Raw genomic sequence first — 24,772 nt, 5'->3', positions numbered from 1 at the left:
ATGCTTCACATTGCTATCTATACACTGTTGTTCTGTATGAGTGTAATGTTGTGCCGCATAGTGTCTAAGTCAAGTGATGTGTACAATAAGGTTTTAGCGTTCAATAATTTCTCAACGCAAGTAGTTGTACTCATAACAGCAATATCAATCATTCTGAATAATTTTTTTTTAATTGATATAGCATTGTTGTATGCTAGCGTTAGCTTTATATCAACTATAGCACTAATGAGATTAATGTTGTTTTAATAATTTATGATAGGATCCGTTCTTATATTTTTAGGCATTTGTTCAGTAATCATTTCAAGTGTGGGAGTAATTAGATTTCCTGATTTCTATACTAGGTTACATGCAGCAGGTATTACAGATTCTAGCGGTGCAACGCTATTGTTAATTGGTTTTGCTTTGCAGAATGGATTTTCAATCAATACTGTTAAAATAATATTATTAATTCTTATAATATGGGTAGCTAGCTCAACTAATGGCTATATTTTAGCGCGCACTTATTATAAAGTTAAGAAAAAAACTGTTAAAGAAGGTTAAGGTGTTAGAAATATTAAATGTAGTGCTACTTTTGTTGTTACTAATAGTTACGGTTTTTATAGTCTTCTCGCGACATTTAGTCGTAAGTGCTGTTCTAATGTGTGTATTTAGTTCACTTATTGCGCTTATATACTTAATTATGAATGCACCTGATGTTGCAATTACTGAAGCTTCTGTTGGTGCGGGGCTCAGTACGATTTTTACGTTTGCAGCACTCTCCTTGATAAAGAATCATAAAGTAAATCTATCTCATAACCCTATAACGCTTTTTTTTATGTTATTTCTGGCTGTATGTTTGTCATATTTTATGATTCAATTGCCAGATTTTGGCAGCCACAATGCTCCGATCCACTTGCATGTTGCTCCTTATTATGTGGAAAATACCGAAAAAGCTACCGGTATTCCTAATATAGTGACAGCTGTTTTGGCAAGCTTTCGTGGTTATGACACGTTTGGAGAAACTATAGTAGTTTTTACTGCTGCGCTTTGTATAACGTTGATATTAAAAGAAGAAAAAGAAAATGATTAAAGATCCGATATTAAATGCAGTAACATTTTTGATGATACCTTTTATCATTTTATTTGGTTTATACATACAATTTCACGGCGATTACACTCCGGGTGGAGGTTTTCAAGCAGGAATAATTATTGCCTCCGGGATAATATTATATTCAATGCTATTTGGTGTATCTACAACTCTAAAAGCAATACCTTATTCTGTGATTAGATTGACTAACGTGTTAGGTATTTTAATTTATGGAGGAACGGGCGTTGCAACAACTTTACTTGGCAAAAATTTTTTATCTTATGATATCTTGTCAGCCAATAATAGAACCGGTCAAAAATTGGGTATTTTTTTGGTGGAATTAGGTGTAGCATTTACTGTCTGCTCCTCTATGTTAATTATATATATGAATTTTACTCGTAGGAAAAAACAATGACTTTATATAATTATACGATTATTATTGTATTAATGGTGCTAGGTTTATATATTATTATAAACGATAAAAATTTAATCAAGAAAATGATAGGGGTAAGCGTCTTCCAAGCATCTGTTTTGTTGTTTTACATATCTCTAGGATATATAAAAAGTTCTTTGCCTCCTATATTGGTTTCAAATTTTTATTCATATAGCAATCCTATACCTCATGTTTTAATGCTTACTGCTATAGTGGTTGGAATTGCAACATTTTCAGTTGGATTGTCCATAGCAGTAAAAATGGAAGAAAAGTATGGAACAATTGATCAAGACAAGTGTACATAAATTAACAGTATCTTAAACTATATGAAGTAACAAATAGCCACAAGTTAAAAGTAAAATTATAGACTTGCTCGTTGTAAGTTTATTTGTTAATAAGAAATAAAATTATAAACTATAAAGGTAATGATGTCAACTATTAATGATGCAGAAGATAAGAAAAAAATTATCAGAGATCTTGTAACTAAAAGTATAAAAAAAGGTGGTTTTGTCACCTTTGATGATATAAATGATAAATTATCAGATGAAAATTTTTCGTCTGATTTTATAGATGATGCTATATCTTTATTGCAGGATTCCGGAATTAATGTGCTTGAAAGTAGCGAAGATGAAGAAGATATTCCTTCCAACAGTGATGATAGTAAACTTGATGATGATGACACATCGCCAAATGTTACTGCAACTTTAGTACAAAATGATGATCCAGTGAGGATTTATTTACAAGACATTAGCTCTGTAAAGCTTTTGTCAAGGGCAGATGAAATCGAGATAGCAAGAAAAATTGAATCTGAAAAGCATAACATGTTACGTGCAATAATTGAAACATCAGTAACATTAAAGGTGATAAAAGTATGGCGTGATGATTTAAGTAGTGGAGCTCTCTTACTGAGAGAAATTATAGATCTGGATGCAATTTATAACTCTGACTTTAATGTGGTACCCAAAGAAGAGAGTGAAGAAAGTGCTGAAGATGTTGAGGATTCTGAGGATGTTTCTGAAGATGCTGAGTACTGTAGTGATGATGAGAAAGACGGTGATAATGAAGATATAAATTCAGCGAATTTAAATGTTTCTATTCTTGAAATGGAAAGTGACTTATTGCCAAAGGTCATAGTTGCATTGGATGAGATAATTACTTTAACAAATGAAGCATTGGTATTAAGAAAAAATTCTAAAGATTCCTCTGATGAACTAGAGAATTTATATAGTCAAATATGGTATATAGCATTACAAATTAAGTTAAGTGATGCTGCTGTTGCCAGAATTACACAAGAACTTTATAAGATAAATAGATCCATCACGCTTGAAGAGGCTAATCTTATTGCTGAGGCTAGAAAATACGATATCGATAGAGAAAGTTTCTATAAAGTTTATGATGACGTGCTTTTAAAGCACGAATTGAAAAAGATAAGTCTTTTAAAGATCAATGAAAATCAGTCCTCTTTTACAGGTGAATTAAAAAACAAATTTTTAAGGTTTATAGACGATAACTCTGAACATATAGCTAGTACTTTGAACGGTATTAAGCAGCATATACAGGAAGATAACGTGCAAGAATTTAAGGAGCTAATTAGGAGAATACAAAAACACGAACGAGAAGTCTCTGAAGCAAAGCAAGAGATGATTAAGGCTAACTTAAGGCTAGTAGTTTCCATTGCTAAGAAGTATTCAAAAAGAGGCCTTGATCTGCTTGATTTGATACAAGAAGGCAGTATTGGTCTTATGAAGGCCGTGGATAAGTTTGATTACAAACGTGGATATAAATTTTCAACTTATGGCACTTGGTGGGTAAGACAATCAATCACTAGGGCAATACCTGAGCAGTCTAAAGTAGTTAGAATACCAGTTCATATGGTAGAAATTATCAGTAAAATCAACAGAGCATTAAGAAAAATGAATCATGAGATGGGAAGAGAGCCGACGTTAGAGGAATTAAGTATAGAACTGACAATGCCACTGGAAAGAATACGCAAAGTTATGAAAATAGCAAGGGACCCAGTAAGTCTTGAAGCTCCAACAGGAAAGGATGATAGTAGTACCTTCGGTGATTGTATAGAAGATAAGCGAGTCTCCAGACCAGAGGATGCTGCAATACTTGCTGACTTGCGTGGCATTACAACCAATATTCTTGCAACTTTGACACCAAAGGAAGAAAGAATTCTAAGAATGCGTTTTGGCCTTGGTAAAGATGGGAAGGAGCATACCTTAGAAGAAGTAGGAAAAATTTTTAATGTAACACGTGAGAGAATTAGGCAAATAGAGGCAAAAGCACTGCGCAAGTTGAAACATCCAAGCCGCGCTAGAAAACTTAGAGGGTTCTTTTAAGTATACGTGTCAAGTTAAGAAGAAGCTGATTTTGCCCGGAAAAAGTGGAGAAAAAGTCAGAGCGTTTTTAAAATAAAACGTTTTTTCAAAAAGGTATGATATGAAGGAAATGCACAATAAAGTTTAAAATGGGGGTTGTAAAAAAGTTGCACCGCTATTTTTTTTTATGAATCTAATGAAACAACATGCTAATCTACGGTAAATATTATGACAAACAAAAATGACAATTCTAATTCAAAGTATAGAAATTTTTATGTTCTGGGTGATAGTTTATCCGATAATGGCGCAATCATTGGAATTTTAAATAACTTATCCTTTGCAAAAAGCGTAAAGTTTGATGACCCTTTTTATCAAGGAGGATCTTTTAGCAATGGCCCTACTGCTGTTGAATATGTAGCAAAATATTTAGATTGAGACGAATTTAAACCTGGGTGGAGTTATTCATTTTTTGGTAGATACCACGAACAGCAAGGTTAAAACTATGCAGTTTCATGTGCAACAGCGTCTGAAATTTTTGACCCTATTTTTTCTTATTTCTTCAATAAATTTCGTTTAGCTAACCAGCTAGATGCGGTAATGAAACATCATCCAGATATAGGTAAAGAAGATTTATTTTGTATCATAATCGGCGGAAATGATGTTATGGTTGCCACTGCTTATGACGATACTAAAGCGGAAGAAGTGTTGGAACAAGCAGTGAGTGAAATATGTAATGCACTTAAGGTTCTAAATGAACATGGTGTTAAGCATGTAGTTGTTGCAAACGCACCTGAAGTTGGCTCAATACCAGCTTTTAATAGAGATGAAGAAGCAAGGGAACTAGCTACGAAGCTCACAGAGAGTTTCAATGCAAAATTGGCTAATGGCTTAGATTATATGAAGAAAAGTACAAATCTTGAAATAAAAGCATTTGATCTTAACTCTAAAATGAAAAGTATGCTTAGCGAATACAAGAGCAAAGGTTTAAATTGTCAAGATGCATGCACATCGAACATTGCAGACCAAATTGGGGGATTTAAAGAAAATATAAAAATACTCTTAAAGTTGATATTTAAAGGGGAACTTGACGTTCACTATAACCCTGGGTGTAGCGAAGAAACACTAAAGGATTATTTCTTTTTTGATTATTTCCATCCAACTGCAGAACTTCATCATGAAGTTGGTAATGAAGTGTATGAGTTGATTTGACACAGTTTTTTGAACATATCCTTTTAAATAGTAACCAGACTGCATTCTGTGATTTTTAGCAAAACACGATCTTTCATTTGAGCTTTCTTCAATTTAAAATAAATACAGAAAATTGCTGCCTATAGCTAACCCAAGAAAGGTTTTCCTACGTCATACCGCGAATAAATCGCGGTATCTTGGCATAAGACCTGCTGCAAAAGGTGATTGAAAAAATAATGTGAGAGAAGTAGAAGAAGAATAAGCAGATTGAGTAAGGTAAAAAAATGAGCTTTAGTTACTATAACATGAAGAAACACCCAAGAAACTTTCGTAATATAACAGGTTTAACTATAGAGGAGTTCGAAAAGGTAGTGGAAAAAGTGAGGTCTGGGTGGGAAAGAGTTGAAAAACAGAAAAAGTGCCATGGTAGAAGATCACAACTACCAACTCTAGAAGATAAGTTATTTTGCGTAATTTTGTACTATCGCACTTACATAACACATAGATTTTTAGGGTGCCTGTTCAATGTGCACAACGCAAATGTATGTAGGTTACTGAAGAAAATAGAGCCATTACTTGCCAAAAAAGTTACTATAACAAAAGATAGAAGTATGACACCAGAAAAAATACTGAAGATTCTGGCTGATGTTACAGAACAGCAAATACAGAGACCAGAAGATAGTAAAAAACGGAAGAAATCATATTCAGGAAAAAAAAGAACCAACACTATGAAAACTGAGATTGTTATCGAAGAAGGTGGAAGAATTTTATCAGTGTCAAATTCATATCGTGGTAGAATTAATGATTTTCGCATAAGGAAACAAGAAAAATATTTACCAATCGATAGCATAAAATATGCCGATTCTGGATATCAAGGTTGGCAAAAATTGCAAAGCAATGTTATAATTCCATATAAAAAGTATCGTAAAAAGCCATTAACTCCAGAGCAGAAAGAGCATAATAGAAGATTAGCATCATTTAGAATGAGAGTAGAAAATAAGATCCGTGAGATAAAGATATTTAAGATTATGTCTCATGTTTACCGCAATTTTCAGAAAAAATACAACCTGAGGTTCAATATTATTGCTGGTATTGTGAATCTTAAGCACGCCTTTTAGTTAACCTTGATTTTAGTCACCCTCCTTTCCTTCTTTTTATTGCTTGATTCGCAGCAGGTCTATAGATTCCGCTAACTAGTAGCGGAATGACGGTTTTTCAAATTGTCGGTAAATCTAAGTTAGTTTAGCTATAATTTCCTAAGTTTGCTCACAATCTCTTGACTTGACCATATGTTTTTTTAAACATCCCCAAATGTTACTATCTTCCTCCTTTTCCTTTCTCAATTTGTGCAACCATTTCCTTAACACTTACTTGTGTGGAAGGAGGATTTTTGCTGACATGAGATTTTGGATCAGATTTTGCTGTTATGTGTTTCGTTGCAGATCTTTTATTCTCTGTTAGAAATGAATGAGATTGTTTTTTCTTCACACCGATATCCGCTTGTGCTGCTGGGGTAGTTTTGCTTTCAGCAAGCCGTACATTAGCATTTCCTTTTGCTTGATTTTGCTCAAATTTTTCTTTTAATGCCTTTACTTTACTGCCCATCTCGCGATTAGCTCCTCCTTTCATAGTAGCTGCTGCTACTTTTGGTATCGCCTTACCAGCAGCTTTTTGTGCTGATTTCCTATTGTCTTGATTTTCAGATTTTAGTGGTACTGTAGGTTTACTTTCAGCTGATTTTTTAAGAATTACTTCTACTACTTTTGGCTCTGTGCTTACTTTTTGATCAGCACGGCTTAGATTTTTAGGCTTTGGCGGTACTGCAGGTTTATCTTTGACTACCACTTTCGATTCTTGTCTAACTTCTTGACCAGTAGTAAACATTTTTTTTGGCACTTGCGGTGCTCTTGGTGGTTTTGGTAGTACGAGGGATTGAGGTTGTTGTTTCTGCTTACGTTCTCTTTTTGCTTCTATATGTTCTTTAGAAACTGTTGCATAAATTGGCTCTTCTTTGGGCGATTTTGAACTCTGCGAATTTTCTATTAAAATTTTACTCTTCTTCTCTTGATAATTTGATATGTCTTCATATTCATGCTCTTCATTTAATGAACTTCCATAGCCTAAATCTTCTCTCTGCTCATATAAAGGATTTTCCTTTTGCTTTTTCTCTTGATAATTTGATATGTCTTCATATTCATGCTCTTCATTTAATGAACTTCCATAGCCTGAATCTTCTGCTTGTAGCTCATATAAAGGATTTTCTTCTTGCTTTGACGCTGTTCTATCCTCTAAGTTCACTCCATACAATCTATGTTCCTCCTGATTTTTTTTACTTTGCTCTAAATCTGAAATTTTCTTTAAAACATTTAGGTATTCGAATGTTATTTGTTCAGCAAGACTGGGCAATTTATCATTAGCAAAATTTCTTATATCGTTATCCTGAATTGAATCATCTTTTCCTAAGATTTTATTAAATGTTTCCTTGAATATTCCAAAAAAACCTGATGGCTTTTTGTTCACCGGTTCTATATAATTATTCAAGTCACTACATATAACAAACTTAGCTACATCTTCTGCCTTATCTGTAAAACTCTCTAATGTCTGGGATAAATCTCTCACTGTTTTATTATATTGTTCACCAATATTTTTCAGCTTTATAGCTTCTATCAAGGAGTCGAGATTTTTTTTATAGTTCTCACTTTTAAATGGATCATTCATACTAATTACAGCTCATTATTTATTAAAATATAGATCTAAAATATTAAGATCTAGTAAATATTACTTTTGTAATTCATGTAGAACTATAGCTATAATAAGTAAGATTTCCCTACGTCATACCGCCGCGGTATCTCCAGATCCCGCTAACAAGTAGCGGGATACTTGACCTTTACAGGGATGACGGTTGTCGTTTAGCCATAAATATTTAAGAAATTTACTAAACGAAAAAAAAGGCAAAAGAAGCCCCGACTAATATCTATTTTAAAACATTGGCGTTTTTTATGTTTTAAACGTTTAATAACCGCCACTCAGTTGCTTTTTATTGCAACTAACCTTTAGTCATAAATGTTTAAGAAATTTACTAAGCAGAAAAAAAGGCAAAAGAAACCCCGTGTTAGCTAGTTGTCACTCTCTAATCCTGCAAATTGGCGTACTATACTGTCTTAAACGCTTTATAAGCGCGTTTCAGCTTATATAGGTAAAAACCTAGAAATGTTGTGAAGAGATAAGGTGCACATAGTGCAAAAAATTAAAAATAAGACGCCAACTACGTTGTTTTTTTGCTGTTTAATCTGCACAGATGAAGATAATTGAATACCTTCAGTTTCATGATAAGAGGCTGGCGAAGTTTGTCAAGTAGGTTTTATGGCCTAGCGTCACGCGCTGGAATGACAATTTCGATTATTTCATACATTGACTTCGGTAAATCCAAATTATATTAGCTACATCTAACGAATTTTACACTTGCTAAGATTGCGCTATTTGAGTATCTTTAACTGAAAGAAGTTATTTTTTATCCAATATGAAAAAAGCCTTTATATTCACATCCTTAATAGCAGTTGTATTAATAGTCATTACTTTTTTGTATAAAAACAGCGGAACTGACAATTCACAAGTAGTGAATGTCTATTCATCGCGCAAAGAAGAATTAGTACGTACTTTATTTGATGAATTTACAAAAAATACAGGCATTAAAGTACGTTACATCATTGATGATTATTCTCAGCTACTTTCACGTATGGAAAATGGTGGTGAAGCTGACTTATTTTTAACTGCAGATGCAGTAAATTTGATTTTAGCAAAAAAAAGAGGGCTTTTGTCTCAAGTGGATTCAAAGGTTTTAAAAAGTGCTATACCTGCAAAATTTAGAGATAGTGAAGATTATTGGTTTGGTCTCACAAAAAGAACTAGGATATTGGTTTACAATAAAGAGTCAGTAGACCCTAAGGACTTAAGTACTTATGAAGATTTAGCAAACGAAAAATGGAAAGGAAAAATATTAGTGCGTTCTTCCACAAGTCCATATAACCGATCGTTAATTGCTTTTATGATTGCAAATAATGGTTTTGAAAAGACGAAAGAATGGGTAAGCGGAATTGTGGGTAATATGGCAAGAAAACCAAGTGGTGGTGATACTGATCAAATTTATGCCGTAGCAGCTGGTGAGGGAGATGTTGCAATAGTAAATAGTTATTACTTTGCAAGAATTCTTTTATCAGAAAATAAAAAGAATGTTATAGACAAGCTAGGGGCTTTTTTTCCTAATCGCAATGATCACGGCGTAATGCTAAACATCAGTGGTGCAGCAGTAACAAAAAACGCAAAAAACAGGGAAAATGCTATAGTCTTATTGGAATTTTTAGTAAGCAAGCAGGCTCAAGAGTTATATGCTAAGAAAAACCAAGAATACCCTGTTATTGAAGGCGTTGAAACTTCCGATATACTAAAGTCTTGGGGAAATTATCCACAAAGTGATTTACCTCTAAGTAAACTTGAGAAGCATCTTTTTGAGGCTGTTATGATAGCGGATGAGTGTAAGTGGAAGTAATCCCCAGTGCAACTGAACACTGGGATGAAAGATTTATGCTAATGTACCTTACTCTTGACTCGCTGAACTTTTTCTTCCTTCTAACTTAATTTTTACTTTACTATCTTTTTCTGTTCTTTCACCAAAACAATTGCTGCACAAGAGGTCTATTGAAAAACAATAATAAGAAAGTAGAATAGGTTCAAGTAGTTGAAAAGGAAACTATGCACAAGAGAAGGAATTTGTTAAACATCTCAGACCTTACAGTCGATGATGTAGAAAATATAACTAAGTTGGCTAACCAGTACCTTAAAAAAGAAGCTGCAAATAGTCATATCTTGGAAAATAAGACAGTAATAAATTTATTCTTTGAAGATTCAACGCGTACACTTGCGTCTTTTGAAATAGCAACAAAAAGCCTTGGAGCAAATGTTGTAACTTTGCCAATAAGATCTTCTTCTATTAACAAGGGAGAAGATCTAAAAGACATGATCAAAACATTAAATGCAATGAATCCTGACTATATAATAATCAGGCAAAAAAATAACGGTATTGTTAATATGCTGGCTAAGAATGTTAGCTGCTCGCTAATCAACGCAGGCGATGGAAGCAGTGAACACCCAACTCAAGCTCTTGCAGATTATCTTGTAATCAGCAGTAATAAAAAGCAAATAAAGGATCTCAAAGTTGTGATATGTGGAGATATTCTGCACAGCAGAGTTGCAAGGTCAAATATAAGGTTGCTAAAAATGTTTGGAGCAGAAATAAGCTTGGTCGCACCACCAACTTTGATTTGTAAGCATTTTCCTGAAGTAGATTCAGTCCATTATTCATTAATTGAAGGTATAAAGGATGCTGATGTAATCATGCTTTTAAGACTGCAGAAAGAGCGCATGAATAATAGTTGTTTTGTTCCTTCAGAGAAAGAATATTTTCATTTGTATGGACTTGATTCACAAAAGCTATCATACGCAAAACCAGATGCGATTGTTATGCACCCAGGGCCAATAAATAGAGGGATTGAGATTAGCAGCGATGTAGCAGATTGTGTTATTTTACAGCAAGTAGAATTTGGATTGGCAATACGTAAGGCAGTGCTGCACTATTATAGGCCTTGTTAATATTAAAAGATGCTACACAACTAATGCGAAAGAAGGGTTTTTTCATGAAATGACGAGGCTTGTAAATGGTTTGAGAATGGCCATTAAGATGTTAAGGCCGAGGATATGGTGTGGAAGTTTTTACGAAAGCCTGAAGTCAATCAACAACCTTGCAGAACGGCAAATTAGACGGCTATCGTAAAAACAGCTTTTTCACCTGGTTGGAACGTGGGGAAAGGTTCGTGGAAGAATGTTGTCGATATTTTTGACATCACGTCTCAATGGCCAAAATCCCTTCCAAAAGTTACGACTGCTTAGTTCTTTATTCATTCTCACAATCCGTGAACGGTTACTTGTTTTTAGCGTTAAGCAGCAAAATTAATAATTTGAGAATTTTCCTGAAAAAACTTACCACAAACTGGTCACAATTTTCTGTGAAAGACAGATATAGAAAGACTAGAGTATCCACCTTAAGTTCATTGAATTTTCTTACCTTTGCTTCTTAACTTGACGCGTATAGTTTATTTAACGCTCCCTAAGTTCGCCATTGCCTGAACAAATACAATTATTTTAACTATAAAAGCGATAAAATCTTTTACTTTTTGCTCAGCATATCCATCATAACTGGCTTACTTTTAGTGATTCATGGAGTTAAAAAAGTCAGCATTGCTCTTTGTTAAAAGTAGTTTGTCACGTAAAAATTCCATTGCTTCAACAGATCCCATAGGATTGAGTATTCTACGCAACACCCATATTTTATTTAGTATAGCCTTATCAACTAATAGCTCTTCCTTTCTTGTTCCGGATTTTGTAATGTCAATAGCTGGAAATATACGTTTATCAGAAAGTTTTCTATCAAGTATAATCTCAGCGTTTCCTGTACCTTTAAACTCTTCAAAAATAACCTCATCCATTTTTGAACCAGTGTCTATAAGAGCTGTAGCGATGATTGTCAAAGAACCACCATTTTCAATATTACGAGCCGCTCCAAAAAAACGCTTGGGTCTCTGCAGTGCATTTGAATCCACACCACCAGTTAGAACTTTCCCAGACGAAGGAATAACAGCGTTATAAGCACGTGCAAGTCTAGTAATATTGTCAAGTAGGATTACCACATCTTTTTTATGCTCAACCATTCTTTTAGCTTTTTCTATTACTATTTCAGCAAGCTGTACGTGACGGTAAGCAGGCTCATCAAACGTAGAACTCACTACCTCACCTTTTACAGAACGTATCATATCTGTTACTTCTTCAGGTCTTTCATCTATAAGTAACACTATTAATTCTATTTCAGGGTGATTTATAGCTATAGAATTAGCCATTTGCTGAAGCAATACAGTTTTTCCTGTGCGAGGTGGAGCAACTACTAACGCTCTTTGCCCTTTTCCAAGAGGAGCTACTATATCTATAGCACGCATGCTTAAGCCTTTTTTATCATCACCACTATTACACTCAAGTACTATGCTTTCCTCAGGATAAAGAGGAAGCAAATTATCAAAATGGACGTACTTTCTTAATTCACTGACTTCAGTAGAGTTTATACTTTGAACCTTAGTTAAAGTAAAATATCTTTCTTTATCACCAGGTGGCCTTATTTCTCCACATGCCATATCTCCTGTACGTAAATTAAACTTCTTTATTTGCCCGTTAGAAATATAAACATCATCGGTACTTGGAGCATAATTTGCACTTGCTGAACGTAAGAAACCGAAACCATCAGGCAATATTTCCACTATTCCACTCCCTGTGGTTATGCCTCCTTCTTCGCTCATTTTCTTCATTAAACTGAATATCATTTCCTGCTTTAGCATTCTACCATTGCTTTTACCGTTAGTTGAAATTTTTCTTTCTTCAGCTAACTCTAACAATTCTTCTGCTGTTTTCTCTTTTAATTCGCTCAGATCTAATGTTTTTCTGTTTTTCTCAGTACCTTCATTGACCATCTGTTTTACTGTATCGTTATTGTGAATTTGCTCACTTTTTTCAGGTTGAGCTGTAACCTTTCCTTTTGCCAAAACATCTTCATTGATTGTTGTCATAATCCTCCAAAAATTTTAATTGATGCTTACTGACCTAAAATGTGACTATAAGATAATAAATTAGGCTGAGCTAGTTTTAGTGCGTATTAAGCTTAATTATTATTAAACCCCGTACTTTACTTACATTATACTAATAAACACTAGCAAGTCAAGTTAATTTAATGTTAACAAAGCACAAAAATTTGAGGATTTTCAATAGCTATTCTTTATATTTTTTAACCTTTCTTGCTTCTCTTCTTCTACTTTTGCTTTTTCCACTTCTGCTTCTAAATTTTCTTGACTACATAAGCCAAGTAGTACAGGATCTTGGGGTTTTATATTTTGCATGTTATGATGAAATCCATCTCTTACCTGCTCAACTGTGTAATTTGTTGTACTAATTAATTTAGCTATAACGTTATTATCCAAGATAGGAAATTTTTTTACTAAATAATAAATCGCATCAGGTTTATCTCTACGCTTTGCCGTAGAGGCAAAGCCAAGAATGCTACCAATCGCTTTACTCCTTTTTTTTATATTTTTTATAATCAAATTTGGTACACGGTTTGAATTTTTTTTGCAATCATCGATTTCTTTTTCAGTAATTACCCCAGAAATAATAGGGTTATATTTTTCAACTTCTATTTCCTCATCAGCTATGTCTTGTACTTCTTCAAGGGCCAACCTACAGCATTGTGCTATTTGATTAAAAGTTAAACCAGTGTTGTCTACTAACCAAGCAGCTATTTGCATTAGAAACTGTTTATTTCTATCGTTATTGCCCTTAGAAGATTCTATTGACATCAAAAAAGCATCTCCCATTTAAAGTATCCCTTACTGTTATACAGAACTAAAATATAAGCTATTAAAACTAAAAAAGCATTAATTTTGTCATTCAATGACTTTTTGTTTGTCACTTCCCACCTCTTAAGTTAATTAAATGCGCTTACGTTTAAGCATATTTCAAACGATTCAAAAAAATATTTTCCCTTCTTAAGGTATAGTATAACTCAGTCAAACATATGTTTCTATTTAAGAAAAGAGTTAAATTTTAAGTTAATATGTTGTAATATTATATATATTTGCTAGTAAAGCAACAGGTTTACAAGAATTAAATTATCACTATTCTATAATTAACCATTAATTAACTGAGTTTAAAATGAACGTTAAAAATTTTTTCACTAAAGTAACCGTTGTCCTTTTAGCTTGCTTATTAGTCTTCATGGGAATTGGCAACCTTTTATCAGGTGATGATGAAAAAGAAGAGGTAGCTAGGGTTGGAAAAGAAGTTATAACGTCAGATGAGTATAAATCACTATATCAAAATTATGAAAAGCAAATTTCTGGATCTGATGCGAGTAGAGAACAAGTAAAAAAGCTGAAATATGATTTGCTTAACGCACTTATAGAGCAAAAACTATTGTTTAACCTAATTAGTGAGCTGGGGTTGACAGTTGGAGAAGAGTCTATAAAAAACCATATTAAAAATACCAAATACTTTCAAAATGATAAAGGCGAATTTAACAAAAATAAATTCCATGAAATGCTAAATGACCTGCATATAACAGAGAAAGAGTATATAGCAAAGTTAGAGAAAGTTCTGCCTGCAATGATGTTCATGACTTCGTTATTTAAAGATAATTATCCGGTCACTTTTGGCGAGAGAGTTGATGAGCAGATATACAAAAGTCGCTACCAAACTAGAATGGTTGATATTGTTAAAATAACTGAAGATGCAGTTACAAACATTCCTGAACCAGATGATCAAGCCTTACTTGATTTGTACGAAAGAAATAAATCCCATTTTTATTATCCTGAGTATCGAACTGCGCAATATATTTCCCTAGGCCAAAAGTATTTTGAAGATCAAATCAAGATCTCAGATGAAGAAGTTGATGGTATAATAGAACAACAGGAACTAAAAGATCAAAGAGATGTATTCAATGTAATATTTTCTACCAAAGAAGAAGCTGAGACAGCAAGAAGAGCATTTGAGGAGGGTAAAACAAGCTTTGAACAGATAGTAGGAGAGTTTGGCAAAGCAAAACTTGAGGAAACTAGAGTAAATAATATAACTAAGGATTTTTTACCAGAAGACCTGAGGGAAAAGGTATTTGCTCTCAAAGTAGGTGAAGTAAGTGAAGTTTTAGCAAGCAGTTTTGGTTGGCATATAATAAAAGTGGAAAGTGTGCATCAAACCTCTGATGAAGACTTAGTTGATTTAAAAAAAGACATAAAGTCAGTTCTAACTAACCAAAAGTCTTTTGAAAGAGTCAATGATTTCATAAACCAAGTGAACTATAAGATATACAATGGTTCAGAAATTGAAGAAATATTGAGTGAATATAATTTACCTATACAAACTATTGGTCCAGTAGATGCGAGTGGAAAAGATCAAAGCGGTAATAACGTAGGAGATTCTAGTGATTTGATTTCTTTCATTTTTTCGCGAGAAAAGGATCAGAAAGGTTATTTCAAGGGCGTTGGGGACGCTGTTGTTAGTGTAAAAATCATTGATATCGTTCCACCCAAATTGCAAAGTTTTGAAGAAGGCAGGGCATTAGCGGTAGAGCTTTGGTGTAGTGAGTTTATAAAACAAAGAATGTTTAAAATTGGGCAAGAGGTTGCAGTTCAACTAAGAGAAAAAACAGATTTGGAAGAAATTCAAGGTGTGGAATTAGTTAAAGGTCAGCAGATGCACCGCAATGAAGTGGATCAACAAAACTACCCCTTTTCTTTTGTAGAAGAGATTTTCAATATGAAAACAACTGGTTCAGTTACAGACCCTATTCAATACAATAATGAAATTATAATAGGTGTTCTAAAAGAAATGCATTCATCAAATGGTAAATTAAACACGCTTGACACCGGAAAACGTGTGATGATATCGCTAAAAGAGCAATTAATTAGCTATCTGGAATCAAAGTATAAAGTCGAAGTTAATCACGCTATACTTGATGATATATAGCCAGATAAGAATTAAATCCTTATAAGAACCTGTTTTACCTCAAACGCATCCAGTGCTCCGAACTTGGACCCAGAAACTTACTAAGTGGCTGCATGATGCAAACTAGATTCCAGTGCCCGGTGCTGGAATGACACCCTGGTAATTATATTATAAGGTGTAAAAGTTGTATAATTCATTTGACTTAAAACGGCTCATTGTATAAAATTGTGACTAATATATGAATAAAGGTTAACATGGCAGTTAAAATAAGGTTGGCAAGGTTTGGCGCAAAGAAACGCCCTTTTTATAGGATAGTTGTGGCTGATTCACGAGCACCAAGAGATGGGCGTTTTATTGAGAAAATAGGACAATATGATCCAATGTTACCAAAAGACAATAAAAATCGTGTTGTGGTGAAGGCTGATAGATTAAAACATTGGCTAAGAGTAGGCGCGCAAGCAACTGAAAGAGTACTATGGTTCATTAAAAAAGGCATAGTAACTTTAGAAACAGAACCAAAGAGAACAGAAAAGAAGAAAGTAGAGAACGAGAAAGCACAGGGACAAGAAGCATAAGTCTCTTTAAAATGCTAAATACTGATTTAATAAATAATGGTAAATTATACGATGTCGTATCTTCTGATTTATCAGCTATGAAGGACTTTATCTTCAAAAATGTCAATGGTGAAGGTGCTAAGCTTGCTACTGATATTATATCTCATCTTGTTAGTTCAGGTGGAAAAAAAATAAGGCCTAAACTAGTTTTTATTATATGTAAAATGCTAAACTATTCTGGGGAGGATAGGATAAACGTTGCTGCATCGGTAGAGTTTATACACAATGCTACTTTACTTCATGATGATGTGCTCGATGAAAGTGAGGCACGCCATGGAGTTAAAACAGCGAATAAGATTTGGGGGAATAAATCAAGCATTTTAGTTGGTGATCTATTGTTGACTCTAGCATTTAGATGGCTTATAGAGTGTGGAAATTTAAATATTCTCTCTATTTTATCTAAAGCATCGCATTTACTTGTGAAGGGTGAAATAAAGCAGATGACAACACGTTTTGACCCCCACACAGTCAGGGAAAATTATTTTGATATCATTGGAGAAAAGACAGCATCTTTATTTTCTGCATGCTGTGAAGCTGCATCTACAGTATCTGGTGCAACAAATGACGAAACAGAGAGGCTAAAGAATTTTGGTTTTAATTTTGGTATGGCATTTCAAATAGTTGATGATATGCTCGATTATACTGCTAATCAAGGCACTTCTGGAAAACAAGTCGGAAAAGACTTTTTCGAAGGTAAAGTCACCTTACCTGCTATTATAGCATACGAAAAGGGCAGTCCAGCAGAGCAAAAATTCTGGGAAAAATGCTTTTCTTCAGCTAGACACAATTTTGACCAAGCATTACACTATATTAATCACCATAATGCCATTCAGCTTTCTATGGAAAAAGCTAGACACTACATTAATATGGCACAAAATGATATTAGTACTTTTTCTGATTCTTTTTATAAAACTACTTTAATTGACTTTTTAAATGCGAGCATAGAAAGACGAATGTAGCTGGCGCTTGATATTTTCGAATTAATTGCTATATATTTATTAGATTCTTAAGGGTAATAATATGTCAGATAGCAGTAAAGAGAAAAAGAAGAAGTTTGCTGATATGGTAAGTAGGCAGAAAGGTGACGACCAACAAAGTGATAACCATAAGCAAACTGATGATTTAAATGAAGATCTCAATACATTAAAAGAACGTGCAGCTCAGCTTGAAGATCATTTACGCCGTGCTGTTGCAGATAATGAAAACGTCAAACGTATAATGCAAAAGCAAATTAGCAATGCAAGTGACTATGCAGTCACAAAATTTGCACGTGATATGATCGACTCGTGCGACAATTTAAAAAAAGTAATGGAAATTTTGAAAGACGGTGATCCTGTTCATGAGGGGATTAAAGTAGCTTATCAAAAAATTATAAATGATCTAAAAAAACATGGAATAGAGGAAGTAGATCCACTTGGTGAGCTTTTTGATAGTAATTTACACCAAGCTGTTGTGGAAAGAGAAGACAATGAAAAAGAGCCTGGCACCATTGTAGAAGTACTACAAACTGGTTATACTATCAAAAATAGGTTGCTCCGTCCTGCAATGGTTATTCTTTCTAAGAAATCTGCTGATTGTGGAAGCGATTAGCATGAGGTAAATGTATAATGACAAGTATTGTCTTTTCAGGTATCCAGCCAAGTGGCGTACTACATTTAGGTAATTATCTTGGTGCAATCAAACAGTGGATAGACTTACAGGATAAATACAAATCTCTTTTTTGTATTGTCGACCTACATGCAATCACAGCAAATAAGCTTCCCGCAAGTGAATTAAAAAGTAATATTTTCAAAACAGCAGCAGCTTATATTGCATGTGGAATAGATCCAGAAAAGTCCATTATTTTTAATCAGTCCACGGTTAGTGGTCATGCAGAACTGGGCTGGCTGCTTGGGTGCTATACACCAATTGGTTGGCTTAATCGCATGACTCAATTTAAAGATAAAGCTGGCGGCGATAGACAAAAAGCCTCTCTTGGATTATATAGTTATCCAGTACTTATGGCTGCAGATATATTGTTGTATCAAACTAAATACGTTCCTGTTGGTGATGATCAAAAACAGCATTTGGAGCTTGCACGTGATATTGCATCAGCTTTTAACAATCATTATAAGCTGGATCATTTCATCGTACCTGAAATCTTAACTTTGGATTGCACATCAAGGATAATGAGCTTAAGAGATGGCACAAGCAAGATGAGTAAATCTGACCCTTCAGAACATTCGTGCATTAACCTTGATGATACGGATGATTTAATTGTCAAAAAAATAGAAAAAGCAAAAACAGATTCAATTCTAGGCTTTGATTTTGCTACTTTAGAGTGCCGACCAGAAATAAGCAATTTGATAAACATTTATTCACTGCTTAGTAATTTAAATGTGGAAAAAGTGTGTGAAGAAGTGAACAAACATGACATGAAACACTTCAAAAAAGAGTTAGCTGATTTAATTATCAGTGTTATGTCACCCATACGTGAGGGGATGAATGATCTTTTAAAAGACCAATTCCATTTACATGAAATATTAAAAAAAGGTACAAAGAAAGCAGCAGAAATTGCAACCCATAATATAAAAGAAATCAAGGATATTATTGGATTTGCTCAATAGACCTCTTACATAACCTAAGGAATCAATTCAAAATTGTAAAAACAGGCAATAAGGAAATGTTCAAAAAAGTGTGTCAAACCGCATTTTTAACTCAACTCAATTTTCAATCTACCAGGAAAGAAAATATCAAGTTGAGATATAGTTAAAGCCCAATTAGGATAGTCCAATTTTGCTCTGCCTTTTTTATAGCACAATATACCTGTTTGTACAAGCTAGTAAATGAGCCCTTAGTTTTAGTGAATTTTCTAATCTGTCTATGCAGTCCCTCAATAGGGTTGGTAGTATAAATTAGCCTCACGCGAACTTTAATTTTTATATTCTTTCATTAGCATAATATAATTTTGTGCTGATTGTGTAATATGTTTAATTTCTTCATTTGACATTTTTTTGAAGAATTTTGCTGGCCTACCAGCCCATATTTCCCCACTTTTTATTACTTTTCCATGTGTCACTAGTGAGCCAGCAGCTACCATAGCTTCAGACTCCACAACTGCATGGTCCATCACGGTAGAGCCCATACCAATAAACGCTTTATCATGCACCGTGCATGCATGCAACATACAAAAATGTCCCACTGTTACCATGCTGCCAATAATTGTGTCACCACCTGGGTTTCTATCCACATGAATTACCGTTCCATCTTGAATATTTGTTCCATTACCTATTTTTATTGATTCAACGTCCCCTCTGACCACACAATTAAACCAGATGCTTGCATCTCTTCCTATTTCAACCTTGCCTATGATATGCGAACCACCTGCGATGAAAGCACTTTCGTCTATTTTTGGTTCATAATCTTTGTATTTTAAAATGTGATGCATATTAAGCCCAAAGTCTTATGTATATGTTAATCAAAATAAGGTAGGCAGTAAATACATACTTAGATTTCAAGTTACTTGGGTGACAGATGTTCTTGACTTACGTGCTTTGTACTGCTAAGATTTTTATTTTCAGCCCTATCTATAATGTCAGTAGCGGTATTAAGTATATTTCAAATAATATTGGTTGTTGTGTTAGTAATTTTAATGCTCTTGCAGCTGCCTGGGAGTAGTTCGTTAAGTGGTTTTAGTAATGTACAACAGGGAGTCAATTCGATGATTCCGGTGAAATCTTCTGAAAACCCGCTCAGCAGAATAACGGCTATTGTTGCTGGATTGTTTATTATAAACACATTGCTATTGTCAGGATTATATTCAAAAGACGTACATAAAAAATCGATTGCAGAGAAAATTATATTAGAAAAAAAGCAAGAAAGTGAACCTACTTCTGTTCCATTTGAAAATTAATGAAGGAAGCTAAATTTATCTTTGTCACAGGTGGAGTTGTTTCATCGCTTGGTAAAGGCTTAGTTGCTTCAAGCGTTGGTGCGCTTCTTCAAGCTTACGGTTTTAAGATCCGTATCAGAAAACTTGACCCGTATCTCAACATTGATCCTGGGACAATGAACCCAACTCAGCACGGAGAGGTGTTTGTTACCGAGGATGGTGCTGAAACTGATTTGGATCTTGGGCATTATGAGCGTTTTACTGGAATTAAAGCAACAAAAGATGATAATATAACAACTGGTAAGATATATCATGAGTTGTTGAAGAAAGAGAGGCGTGGTGATTATCTGGGCAAAACTGTGCAAGTCATTCCTCATGTGACAGATTTAATCAAATCGTTCATTTTTAATGGTACGGAAGGTTTAGATTTTGTAATATGTGAAATAGGCGGAACTGTAGGTGACATTGAAAGCCAACCATTTTTGGAGGCTATACGCCAAGTTAACTACACATTAGGAAAACAAAGAGTTATCCTTATTCACTTAACTTTAATACCATATCTTACCGCAGCGCAAGAATTAAAGACAAAACCAACGCAGCATTCAGTTCGAGAGTTAAATTCCGCGGGGTTACAACCAGATATTATATTATGCCGCAGTGAGAAAGAAATTTTCGATAATCAGAGAGAGAAAATAGCTAAGCTTTGCAATGTTTCTTTGTCCAATGTGATACCTGCTCCTGATGTGAGTCATATATATGAGTTACCGGTGTTGTATAGCCAATGTGGGCTTGATACGCAAATTTTGGAGCACTTTCATTTAAGTGAGCCAAAACCAAGCTTGATTGAATGGGATCAAATAGTGCATTCCATAAGGCACCCAACACAGGAAGTTACTGTGTCTATAGTGGGAAAATACACCGAATTCCCTGATGCGTATAAATCACTAGTTGAAGCATTAAATCATGGTGCAATTAGTAATAAAGTCAAAGTAAAGATAAATTGGGTTAACTCAAGAGAGAAGGAAGAAAAACCTATAAATGAAAAGCTTATAGGGGAGAAGTTACAGAATTCTCATGCAATTCTTGTCCCAGGGGGGTTTGGTGATGACGGAGTAGAGGGTAAAATATTAGCAATAAATTATGCCCGTACAAATAATATCCCATTTTTCGGAATTTGCCTTGGTATGCAGCTTGCAATTATTGAGTTTGCTCGTAATGTTGTTAAGCTTGAAGATGCACACTCTGAAGAATTTTATAACTGTAAACATCCAATCGTTAAGTTAGCTGGCGATCAAGATGACGATCTTGGTGGAACCATGAGACTTGGGGCATACAAATGTAATATAAATGCAAGCTCTAAAATGATGGATGCATATAGTAACACTACTATTTCAGAGAGACACAGGCATAGATACATAATCAATTCAGATTATAAAGATGATTTGGAAAAAAATGGGCTGCTATGCAGTGGCATATCAGAAGATGGAACATGTATAGAGGTAGTGGAGTTAGAGAGTCATCCGTGGTTTATTGGTGTGCAGTTTCATCCAGAGTTTCAATCAAAGCCGTTTTCTCCTCATCCTCTTTTTGTATCATTTATTAAGGCAGCAGTTAATAAAATTTAAAAAAAGAAGATTAGCAAAGGAAAGTGTTCAAGTATCAATATATGGAGCTTGCCATAGAGCAAGCCAAACTTGCTCAGAAAGATGATGAGGTTCCCATAGGTGCTGTAATAGTTAGTGGAAGCAATGTTGTTTCTTCTGCACACAATATATCCAATGATCCAACTGCACATGCAGAGATGTTAGCGATCAAGCAGGCATGTGAGTTGCTCTCAACTTCAACGCTTTATGATTCTGACATATACGTAACATTAGAACCATGTCCGATGTGTGCTCAAGCTATTTCCTTTGCCAGGATTAAACGATTGTACTTTGGAGCTTATAATCCAAAAGGTGGAGGAATTGAAAATGGTGCTAAGATATTTCAATTTTGCAGCCATATACCTGAAGTTTATGGTGGGATATTAGAAACAGAATGCTCTTTTTTGTTAAAGGATTTTTTTGAGAAACTGAGAACCTAACTTAGGTTACGGTATAAATTTAAGAGAAAACTAAGACCAATCACATTTTTTATCTTGCGGTTTTATTTGCAATATTGCTACCACACTGATCAACAAGCAGAAGACTATATAAAGCCCAGCAGCAAGGTTTGTTTGAGGAAATGTTACAGTCAACCAAATACAAACCATAGGAGTAAATCCTCCATGTAAGGCATAAGAGATGTTGCGTGATAAGCTCACACCACTAAATCTAACATTGGTGGGAAAGAGTTCAGATGCAACTATTCCTATGGGAACTATACCTCTTTCTATTATAGAAAGAGCCATTACACTAAGCATAATTATAAGGTAATTTTTGTAGTAATATGCAATAGATAACGCAGGACAACATAGTGCCATTGTAATTGCTATAAATAAGATTGCAGTGCGCTCTTTTCCAACTTTATCAGCCAACATTCCAAACGCTATTGAAGATATCGGCATTAATACACTGGTTATAATGAGCACAATTTCGTTGATATATGTCGTTACATACACATCCACTGATGCTATTTCCTTTGCGAGTGTTCGAAGAAATATGGTAAATCCAACAGCAACATTAACAGGTACAGATATTAAAATAGCAAGTATAAGAGCTCTCTTATGGCGCTTTATAAGCTCTATTATTGGCAAATCAGGTAAATTTCTTTGTTTTCGATTTTTTTCATATGCTGGAGTTTCTCCCAATGTGTATATGCTATACGCGCTAATTAATCCTAAAATAGCTGAGAAAATAAATGGCAATTTCCAACCCCAGGTACAAAAATCAGTAGTTTTTTTGCAGATAATTACTATCACCGCAGAAAGCAAGATACCAATGGAACGACCAAAGCCCATTATTCCAAAATACATCCCTAAGTTTTCTTTCCTACTGGATAAATGCTCTATAAGATAAACAGAACTTCCTTGTTCACCACCAAGTGCAATTCCTTGTGTTATATGGATTGCAAGAAGCAATATAGTAGAAATGATACCTACTTGATTGTGACTTGGAATAAATGCAATAAGACTTGATGGTATCGATATTAGCAAGATAGTAATTATTAATGCTATCCTTCTTCCATACCTGTCACCAATGTGACCAAATATGAATGCACCAAGTGGCCTTACAATTGCGCCTAGCCCTACAATTCCAAATAATTGCAGTATGTTACTGTAGACATCTTTTGCAAAACAAAACTCTCTGCTGATTATGTTAATCAAATCAATAAAGAGCATGTAGTCATACCATATTGCGATTCTGCAGAGTATGGTTGATATCAACACCTTTGTTTGCACTAAATTCAATTCGTAAATGTTTGCTTATTGTATTCTGGCTGCTTTTTGGGATTTTGCAACCTAAGGTGTGGGTTGACTTTTTTATTATGGTATGCGATAATTGAGATTGTTAAAATTTAGGTATTCACTGACCGTTCTTGTTATACACACCAGAATAATAAGCTACTGATATTCTCCATCTTTTTTATCTTTAATCCATCATAGCTAGCGATGCAACAAAGCCATTCCAGTGTCCGCTACTCAAATGACATGGTGAGGCGTCATCCCGCTAACAAGTAGCGGGATGACGATTGTCAGGGTTTCATCCTAGTAGTGTGACACTGGTTCACTCTATAATGATGTCATCCCAGCGCCCTCTTCTTGTTATCCGAGTAACTGACACTGGTTCCTTTATGACGGTGTCATCCCAGTGCCTTTGTTACTTCTCTTTGTTATTTCCCTTTGTTACTTGCTTTTCCCATTCTCATTTACTTCTTGTGCTTTCGCTCCATTCACTTGAGTACTAGGTAATGCTGCATATGTTATACTACCAACTACGAGTGCAGATACTACTGCTATACCAATCATTACTAACATATCTAATCTCACTGTACGTTCAAGTGCAGTAAATGCTATCAGTCCAGCAGCAAGACCCATACCAACAGTAGCGGTATACTTCGCTCCATTGACTTGTTTTGTTTTGTTTTTAGCTTCTAGTTCTTTATTTTTCTCCTTTAACTGCTCAGCTTCATCCTTTTGATCTTTTAAGTCTGTTTTTAACTTTTCATCCTCAGTATTTAGTTGTGCTATTTCCTGATTTTTAGTTTTTAATTGCTCATTTAAGCTTTTAACTTCGGTATTTTTAGCGCTTAAGCCTGGCTCTAACTGCTCAAGCTTGCTTACTTTTTGTTTTATTTCATCTGATAGTTCACCTTTAGCTTTATTTTTGAAATCATCTTGAGCTTTTAGTTCATTTTTAGCTTCAGTTTTTAGCTCTTCAGTTTTAAGTTCATCTTTTGCAGCCGTTATTGTTGCTTGATCAGCTTTGAGCTGAGTTTTCACTTCCTCTGTTAACTGAGTTTTTAGAGCAGCTTTTACTTCATCCTTGTTTCTTATTTCAACTTCTTTGTCTCCTTGTACATCTTTGTTTAGATTAGAACCATTATCTATGCTACTTATTAAATTATTAGACTTCATATTAAACCTCAATATATATAATTAACATTACATAATACCTTTAGAACCTAAGGTCAAGTAATATTTTTATCATAGCATAGAAAATTTATGTTTGTAAACAAAAAATTTTGGCGTAAAATTGCTATATTTAC

At 34.4% G+C, this 24,772-nt stretch carries 25 protein-coding genes and 2 pseudogenes; 20 read left to right on the top strand and 7 right to left on the bottom strand.

What is annotated here, in order from left to right:
• From AAGD69_RS04165 to AAGD69_RS04125, 9 genes are all read left to right on the top strand, one after another.
• Entirely contained in the window at nucleotides 1–246 is a 246-nt protein-coding gene (locus AAGD69_RS04165; protein WP_164224944.1) for a monovalent cation/H+ antiporter complex subunit F, read from the top strand.
• 6 nt (nucleotides 247–252) lie between these two features.
• Complete coding sequence (mnhG, locus tag AAGD69_RS04160; protein WP_096617042.1) at nucleotides 253–540, top strand: monovalent cation/H(+) antiporter subunit G; 288 nt, start codon at nucleotides 253–255, stop codon at nucleotides 538–540.
• Between the two features lies 1 nt (nucleotide 541).
• Complete coding sequence (locus AAGD69_RS04155) at nucleotides 542–1,069, top strand: DUF4040 domain-containing protein (protein WP_341811746.1); 528 nt, start codon at nucleotides 542–544, stop codon at nucleotides 1,067–1,069.
• On the top strand, nucleotides 1,062–1,481 hold the full coding sequence (locus AAGD69_RS04150; protein WP_341811745.1) for a Na(+)/H(+) antiporter subunit B: 420 nt from the start codon (nucleotides 1,062–1,064) through the stop codon (nucleotides 1,479–1,481). Before AAGD69_RS04155 ends, AAGD69_RS04150 begins: the two co-directional genes overlap by 8 nt.
• Nucleotides 1,478–1,804 (top strand): cation:proton antiporter subunit C, encoded by a 327-nt coding sequence (locus AAGD69_RS04145; RefSeq protein WP_253307288.1) that lies wholly within the window; start codon nucleotides 1,478–1,480, stop codon nucleotides 1,802–1,804. The genes AAGD69_RS04150 and AAGD69_RS04145 overlap by 4 nt, the downstream gene beginning before the upstream one ends.
• A gap of 123 nt (nucleotides 1,805–1,927) precedes the next feature.
• Nucleotides 1,928–3,844 (top strand): RNA polymerase sigma factor RpoD, encoded by a 1,917-nt coding sequence (rpoD, locus tag AAGD69_RS04140; RefSeq protein ID WP_341811744.1) that lies wholly within the window; start codon nucleotides 1,928–1,930, stop codon nucleotides 3,842–3,844.
• 207 nt (nucleotides 3,845–4,051) lie between these two features.
• The gene (locus AAGD69_RS04135; protein ID WP_341811743.1) at nucleotides 4,052–4,258 is read left to right on the top strand and encodes a hypothetical protein; all 207 of its coding nucleotides are present in this window, start codon (nucleotides 4,052–4,054) and stop codon (nucleotides 4,256–4,258) included.
• A 96-nt stretch (nucleotides 4,259–4,354) separates the two neighbouring features.
• Nucleotides 4,355–5,032 carry an SGNH/GDSL hydrolase family protein gene (locus AAGD69_RS04130; RefSeq protein ID WP_341812643.1) on the top strand — a complete coding sequence of 226 codons (678 nt, stop codon included), beginning with the start codon at nucleotides 4,355–4,357 and terminating at the stop codon, nucleotides 5,030–5,032.
• Between the two features lie 284 nt (nucleotides 5,033–5,316).
• Nucleotides 5,317–6,129 (top strand): transposase family protein, encoded by an 813-nt coding sequence (locus AAGD69_RS04125; protein ID WP_410529814.1) that lies wholly within the window; start codon nucleotides 5,317–5,319, stop codon nucleotides 6,127–6,129.
• 199 nt (nucleotides 6,130–6,328) lie between these two features.
• Here the strand turns inward: AAGD69_RS04125 and AAGD69_RS04120 are convergent, their stop codons facing one another.
• Complete coding sequence (locus AAGD69_RS04120; RefSeq protein ID WP_341811741.1) at nucleotides 6,329–7,729, bottom strand: hypothetical protein; 1,401 nt, start codon at nucleotides 7,727–7,729, stop codon at nucleotides 6,329–6,331.
• 802 nt (nucleotides 7,730–8,531) lie between these two features.
• Here AAGD69_RS04120 and AAGD69_RS04115 point away from each other — a divergent pair.
• The 3 genes and pseudogenes from AAGD69_RS04115 to AAGD69_RS04105 form a co-directional block, all read left to right on the top strand.
• Nucleotides 8,532–9,557, top strand: a complete 1,026-nt coding sequence (locus AAGD69_RS04115; RefSeq protein ID WP_341811740.1) for an extracellular solute-binding protein — start codon at nucleotides 8,532–8,534, stop codon at nucleotides 9,555–9,557.
• A gap of 203 nt (nucleotides 9,558–9,760) precedes the next feature.
• On the top strand, nucleotides 9,761–10,657 hold the full coding sequence (locus tag AAGD69_RS04110) for an aspartate carbamoyltransferase catalytic subunit (protein ID WP_341811739.1): 897 nt from the start codon (nucleotides 9,761–9,763) through the stop codon (nucleotides 10,655–10,657).
• 332 nt (nucleotides 10,658–10,989) lie between these two features.
• Nucleotides 10,990–11,142 (top strand): annotated as a pseudogene (locus AAGD69_RS04105) (IS4 family transposase); the annotation flags it as partial.
• A gap of 129 nt (nucleotides 11,143–11,271) precedes the next feature.
• Here the strand turns inward: AAGD69_RS04105 and rho are convergent.
• On the bottom strand, nucleotides 11,272–12,675 hold the full coding sequence (gene rho / locus AAGD69_RS04100; RefSeq protein ID WP_264328936.1) for a transcription termination factor Rho: 1,404 nt from the start codon (nucleotides 12,673–12,675) through the stop codon (nucleotides 11,272–11,274).
• Between the two features lie 192 nt (nucleotides 12,676–12,867).
• A complete protein-coding gene (locus AAGD69_RS04095) occupies nucleotides 12,868–13,476 on the bottom strand; it encodes a cell cycle transcriptional regulator TrcR (RefSeq protein ID WP_341811738.1) in 609 nt (202 codons plus the stop codon).
• A gap of 337 nt (nucleotides 13,477–13,813) precedes the next feature.
• Between AAGD69_RS04095 and AAGD69_RS04090 the strand changes: the two genes are divergently transcribed.
• The 5 genes from AAGD69_RS04090 to trpS all read left to right on the top strand — a co-directional run bounded on the left by AAGD69_RS04090 (nucleotide 13,814) and on the right by trpS (nucleotide 18,821).
• Entirely contained in the window at nucleotides 13,814–15,622 is a 1,809-nt protein-coding gene (locus AAGD69_RS04090) for a peptidylprolyl isomerase (RefSeq protein ID WP_341811737.1), read from the top strand.
• Between the two features lie 233 nt (nucleotides 15,623–15,855).
• On the top strand, nucleotides 15,856–16,176 hold the full coding sequence (gene rpsP / locus AAGD69_RS04085; protein WP_341811736.1) for a 30S ribosomal protein S16: 321 nt from the start codon (nucleotides 15,856–15,858) through the stop codon (nucleotides 16,174–16,176).
• A gap of 11 nt (nucleotides 16,177–16,187) precedes the next feature.
• Nucleotides 16,188–17,174 carry a polyprenyl synthetase family protein gene (locus tag AAGD69_RS04080; protein ID WP_341811735.1) on the top strand — a complete coding sequence of 329 codons (987 nt, stop codon included), beginning with the start codon at nucleotides 16,188–16,190 and terminating at the stop codon, nucleotides 17,172–17,174.
• A 61-nt stretch (nucleotides 17,175–17,235) separates the two neighbouring features.
• Complete coding sequence (locus tag AAGD69_RS04075; protein WP_341811734.1) at nucleotides 17,236–17,805, top strand: nucleotide exchange factor GrpE; 570 nt, start codon at nucleotides 17,236–17,238, stop codon at nucleotides 17,803–17,805.
• 17 nt (nucleotides 17,806–17,822) lie between these two features.
• A complete protein-coding gene (gene trpS, locus AAGD69_RS04070) occupies nucleotides 17,823–18,821 on the top strand; it encodes a tryptophan--tRNA ligase (RefSeq protein WP_341811733.1) in 999 nt (332 codons plus the stop codon).
• An 86-nt stretch (nucleotides 18,822–18,907) separates the two neighbouring features.
• Here the strand turns inward: trpS and AAGD69_RS04065 are convergent.
• Both AAGD69_RS04065 and AAGD69_RS04060 read right to left on the bottom strand, forming a co-directional pair.
• A pseudogene (locus AAGD69_RS04065) lies at nucleotides 18,908–19,116 on the bottom strand (IS256 family transposase); the annotation flags it as partial.
• 10 nt (nucleotides 19,117–19,126) lie between these two features.
• Complete coding sequence (locus AAGD69_RS04060; protein WP_341811732.1) at nucleotides 19,127–19,642, bottom strand: gamma carbonic anhydrase family protein; 516 nt, start codon at nucleotides 19,640–19,642, stop codon at nucleotides 19,127–19,129.
• Nucleotides 19,643–19,786: 144 nt separating this feature from the next.
• Between AAGD69_RS04060 and secG the strand changes: the two genes are divergently transcribed.
• From secG to AAGD69_RS04045, 3 genes are read left to right on the top strand one after another with little or no spacing between them, the layout of a single operon-like run.
• Nucleotides 19,787–20,107 (top strand): preprotein translocase subunit SecG, encoded by a 321-nt coding sequence (gene secG, locus AAGD69_RS04055; protein ID WP_341811731.1) that lies wholly within the window; start codon nucleotides 19,787–19,789, stop codon nucleotides 20,105–20,107.
• Entirely contained in the window at nucleotides 20,107–21,711 is a 1,605-nt protein-coding gene (locus AAGD69_RS04050) for a CTP synthase (RefSeq protein WP_341811730.1), read from the top strand. The genes secG and AAGD69_RS04050 overlap by 1 nt, the downstream gene beginning before the upstream one ends.
• Nucleotides 21,712–21,752: 41 nt before the next feature.
• On the top strand, nucleotides 21,753–22,169 hold the full coding sequence (locus tag AAGD69_RS04045; protein WP_264329048.1) for a nucleoside deaminase: 417 nt from the start codon (nucleotides 21,753–21,755) through the stop codon (nucleotides 22,167–22,169).
• Nucleotides 22,170–22,199: 30 nt separating this feature from the next.
• Here AAGD69_RS04045 and AAGD69_RS04040 read toward each other — a convergent pair whose 3' ends face one another.
• Complete coding sequence (locus tag AAGD69_RS04040; protein WP_410529872.1) at nucleotides 22,200–23,405, bottom strand: MFS transporter; 1,206 nt, start codon at nucleotides 23,403–23,405, stop codon at nucleotides 22,200–22,202.
• Between the two features lie 504 nt (nucleotides 23,406–23,909).
• Nucleotides 23,910–24,641, bottom strand: a complete 732-nt coding sequence (locus AAGD69_RS04035; RefSeq protein WP_341811728.1) for a hypothetical protein — start codon at nucleotides 24,639–24,641, stop codon at nucleotides 23,910–23,912.
• Between the last annotated feature and the right edge of the window lie 131 nt (nucleotides 24,642–24,772).

The sequence above is a fragment of the Wolbachia endosymbiont (group A) of Conops quadrifasciatus genome (genome assembly GCF_964027015.1).
In the GTDB taxonomy this organism is placed as follows: domain Bacteria; phylum Pseudomonadota; class Alphaproteobacteria; order Rickettsiales; family Anaplasmataceae; genus Wolbachia.
The sequence above is the reverse complement of the archived record's forward strand: the minus strand, read 5'-3'. Positions and strand labels throughout refer to the sequence as shown.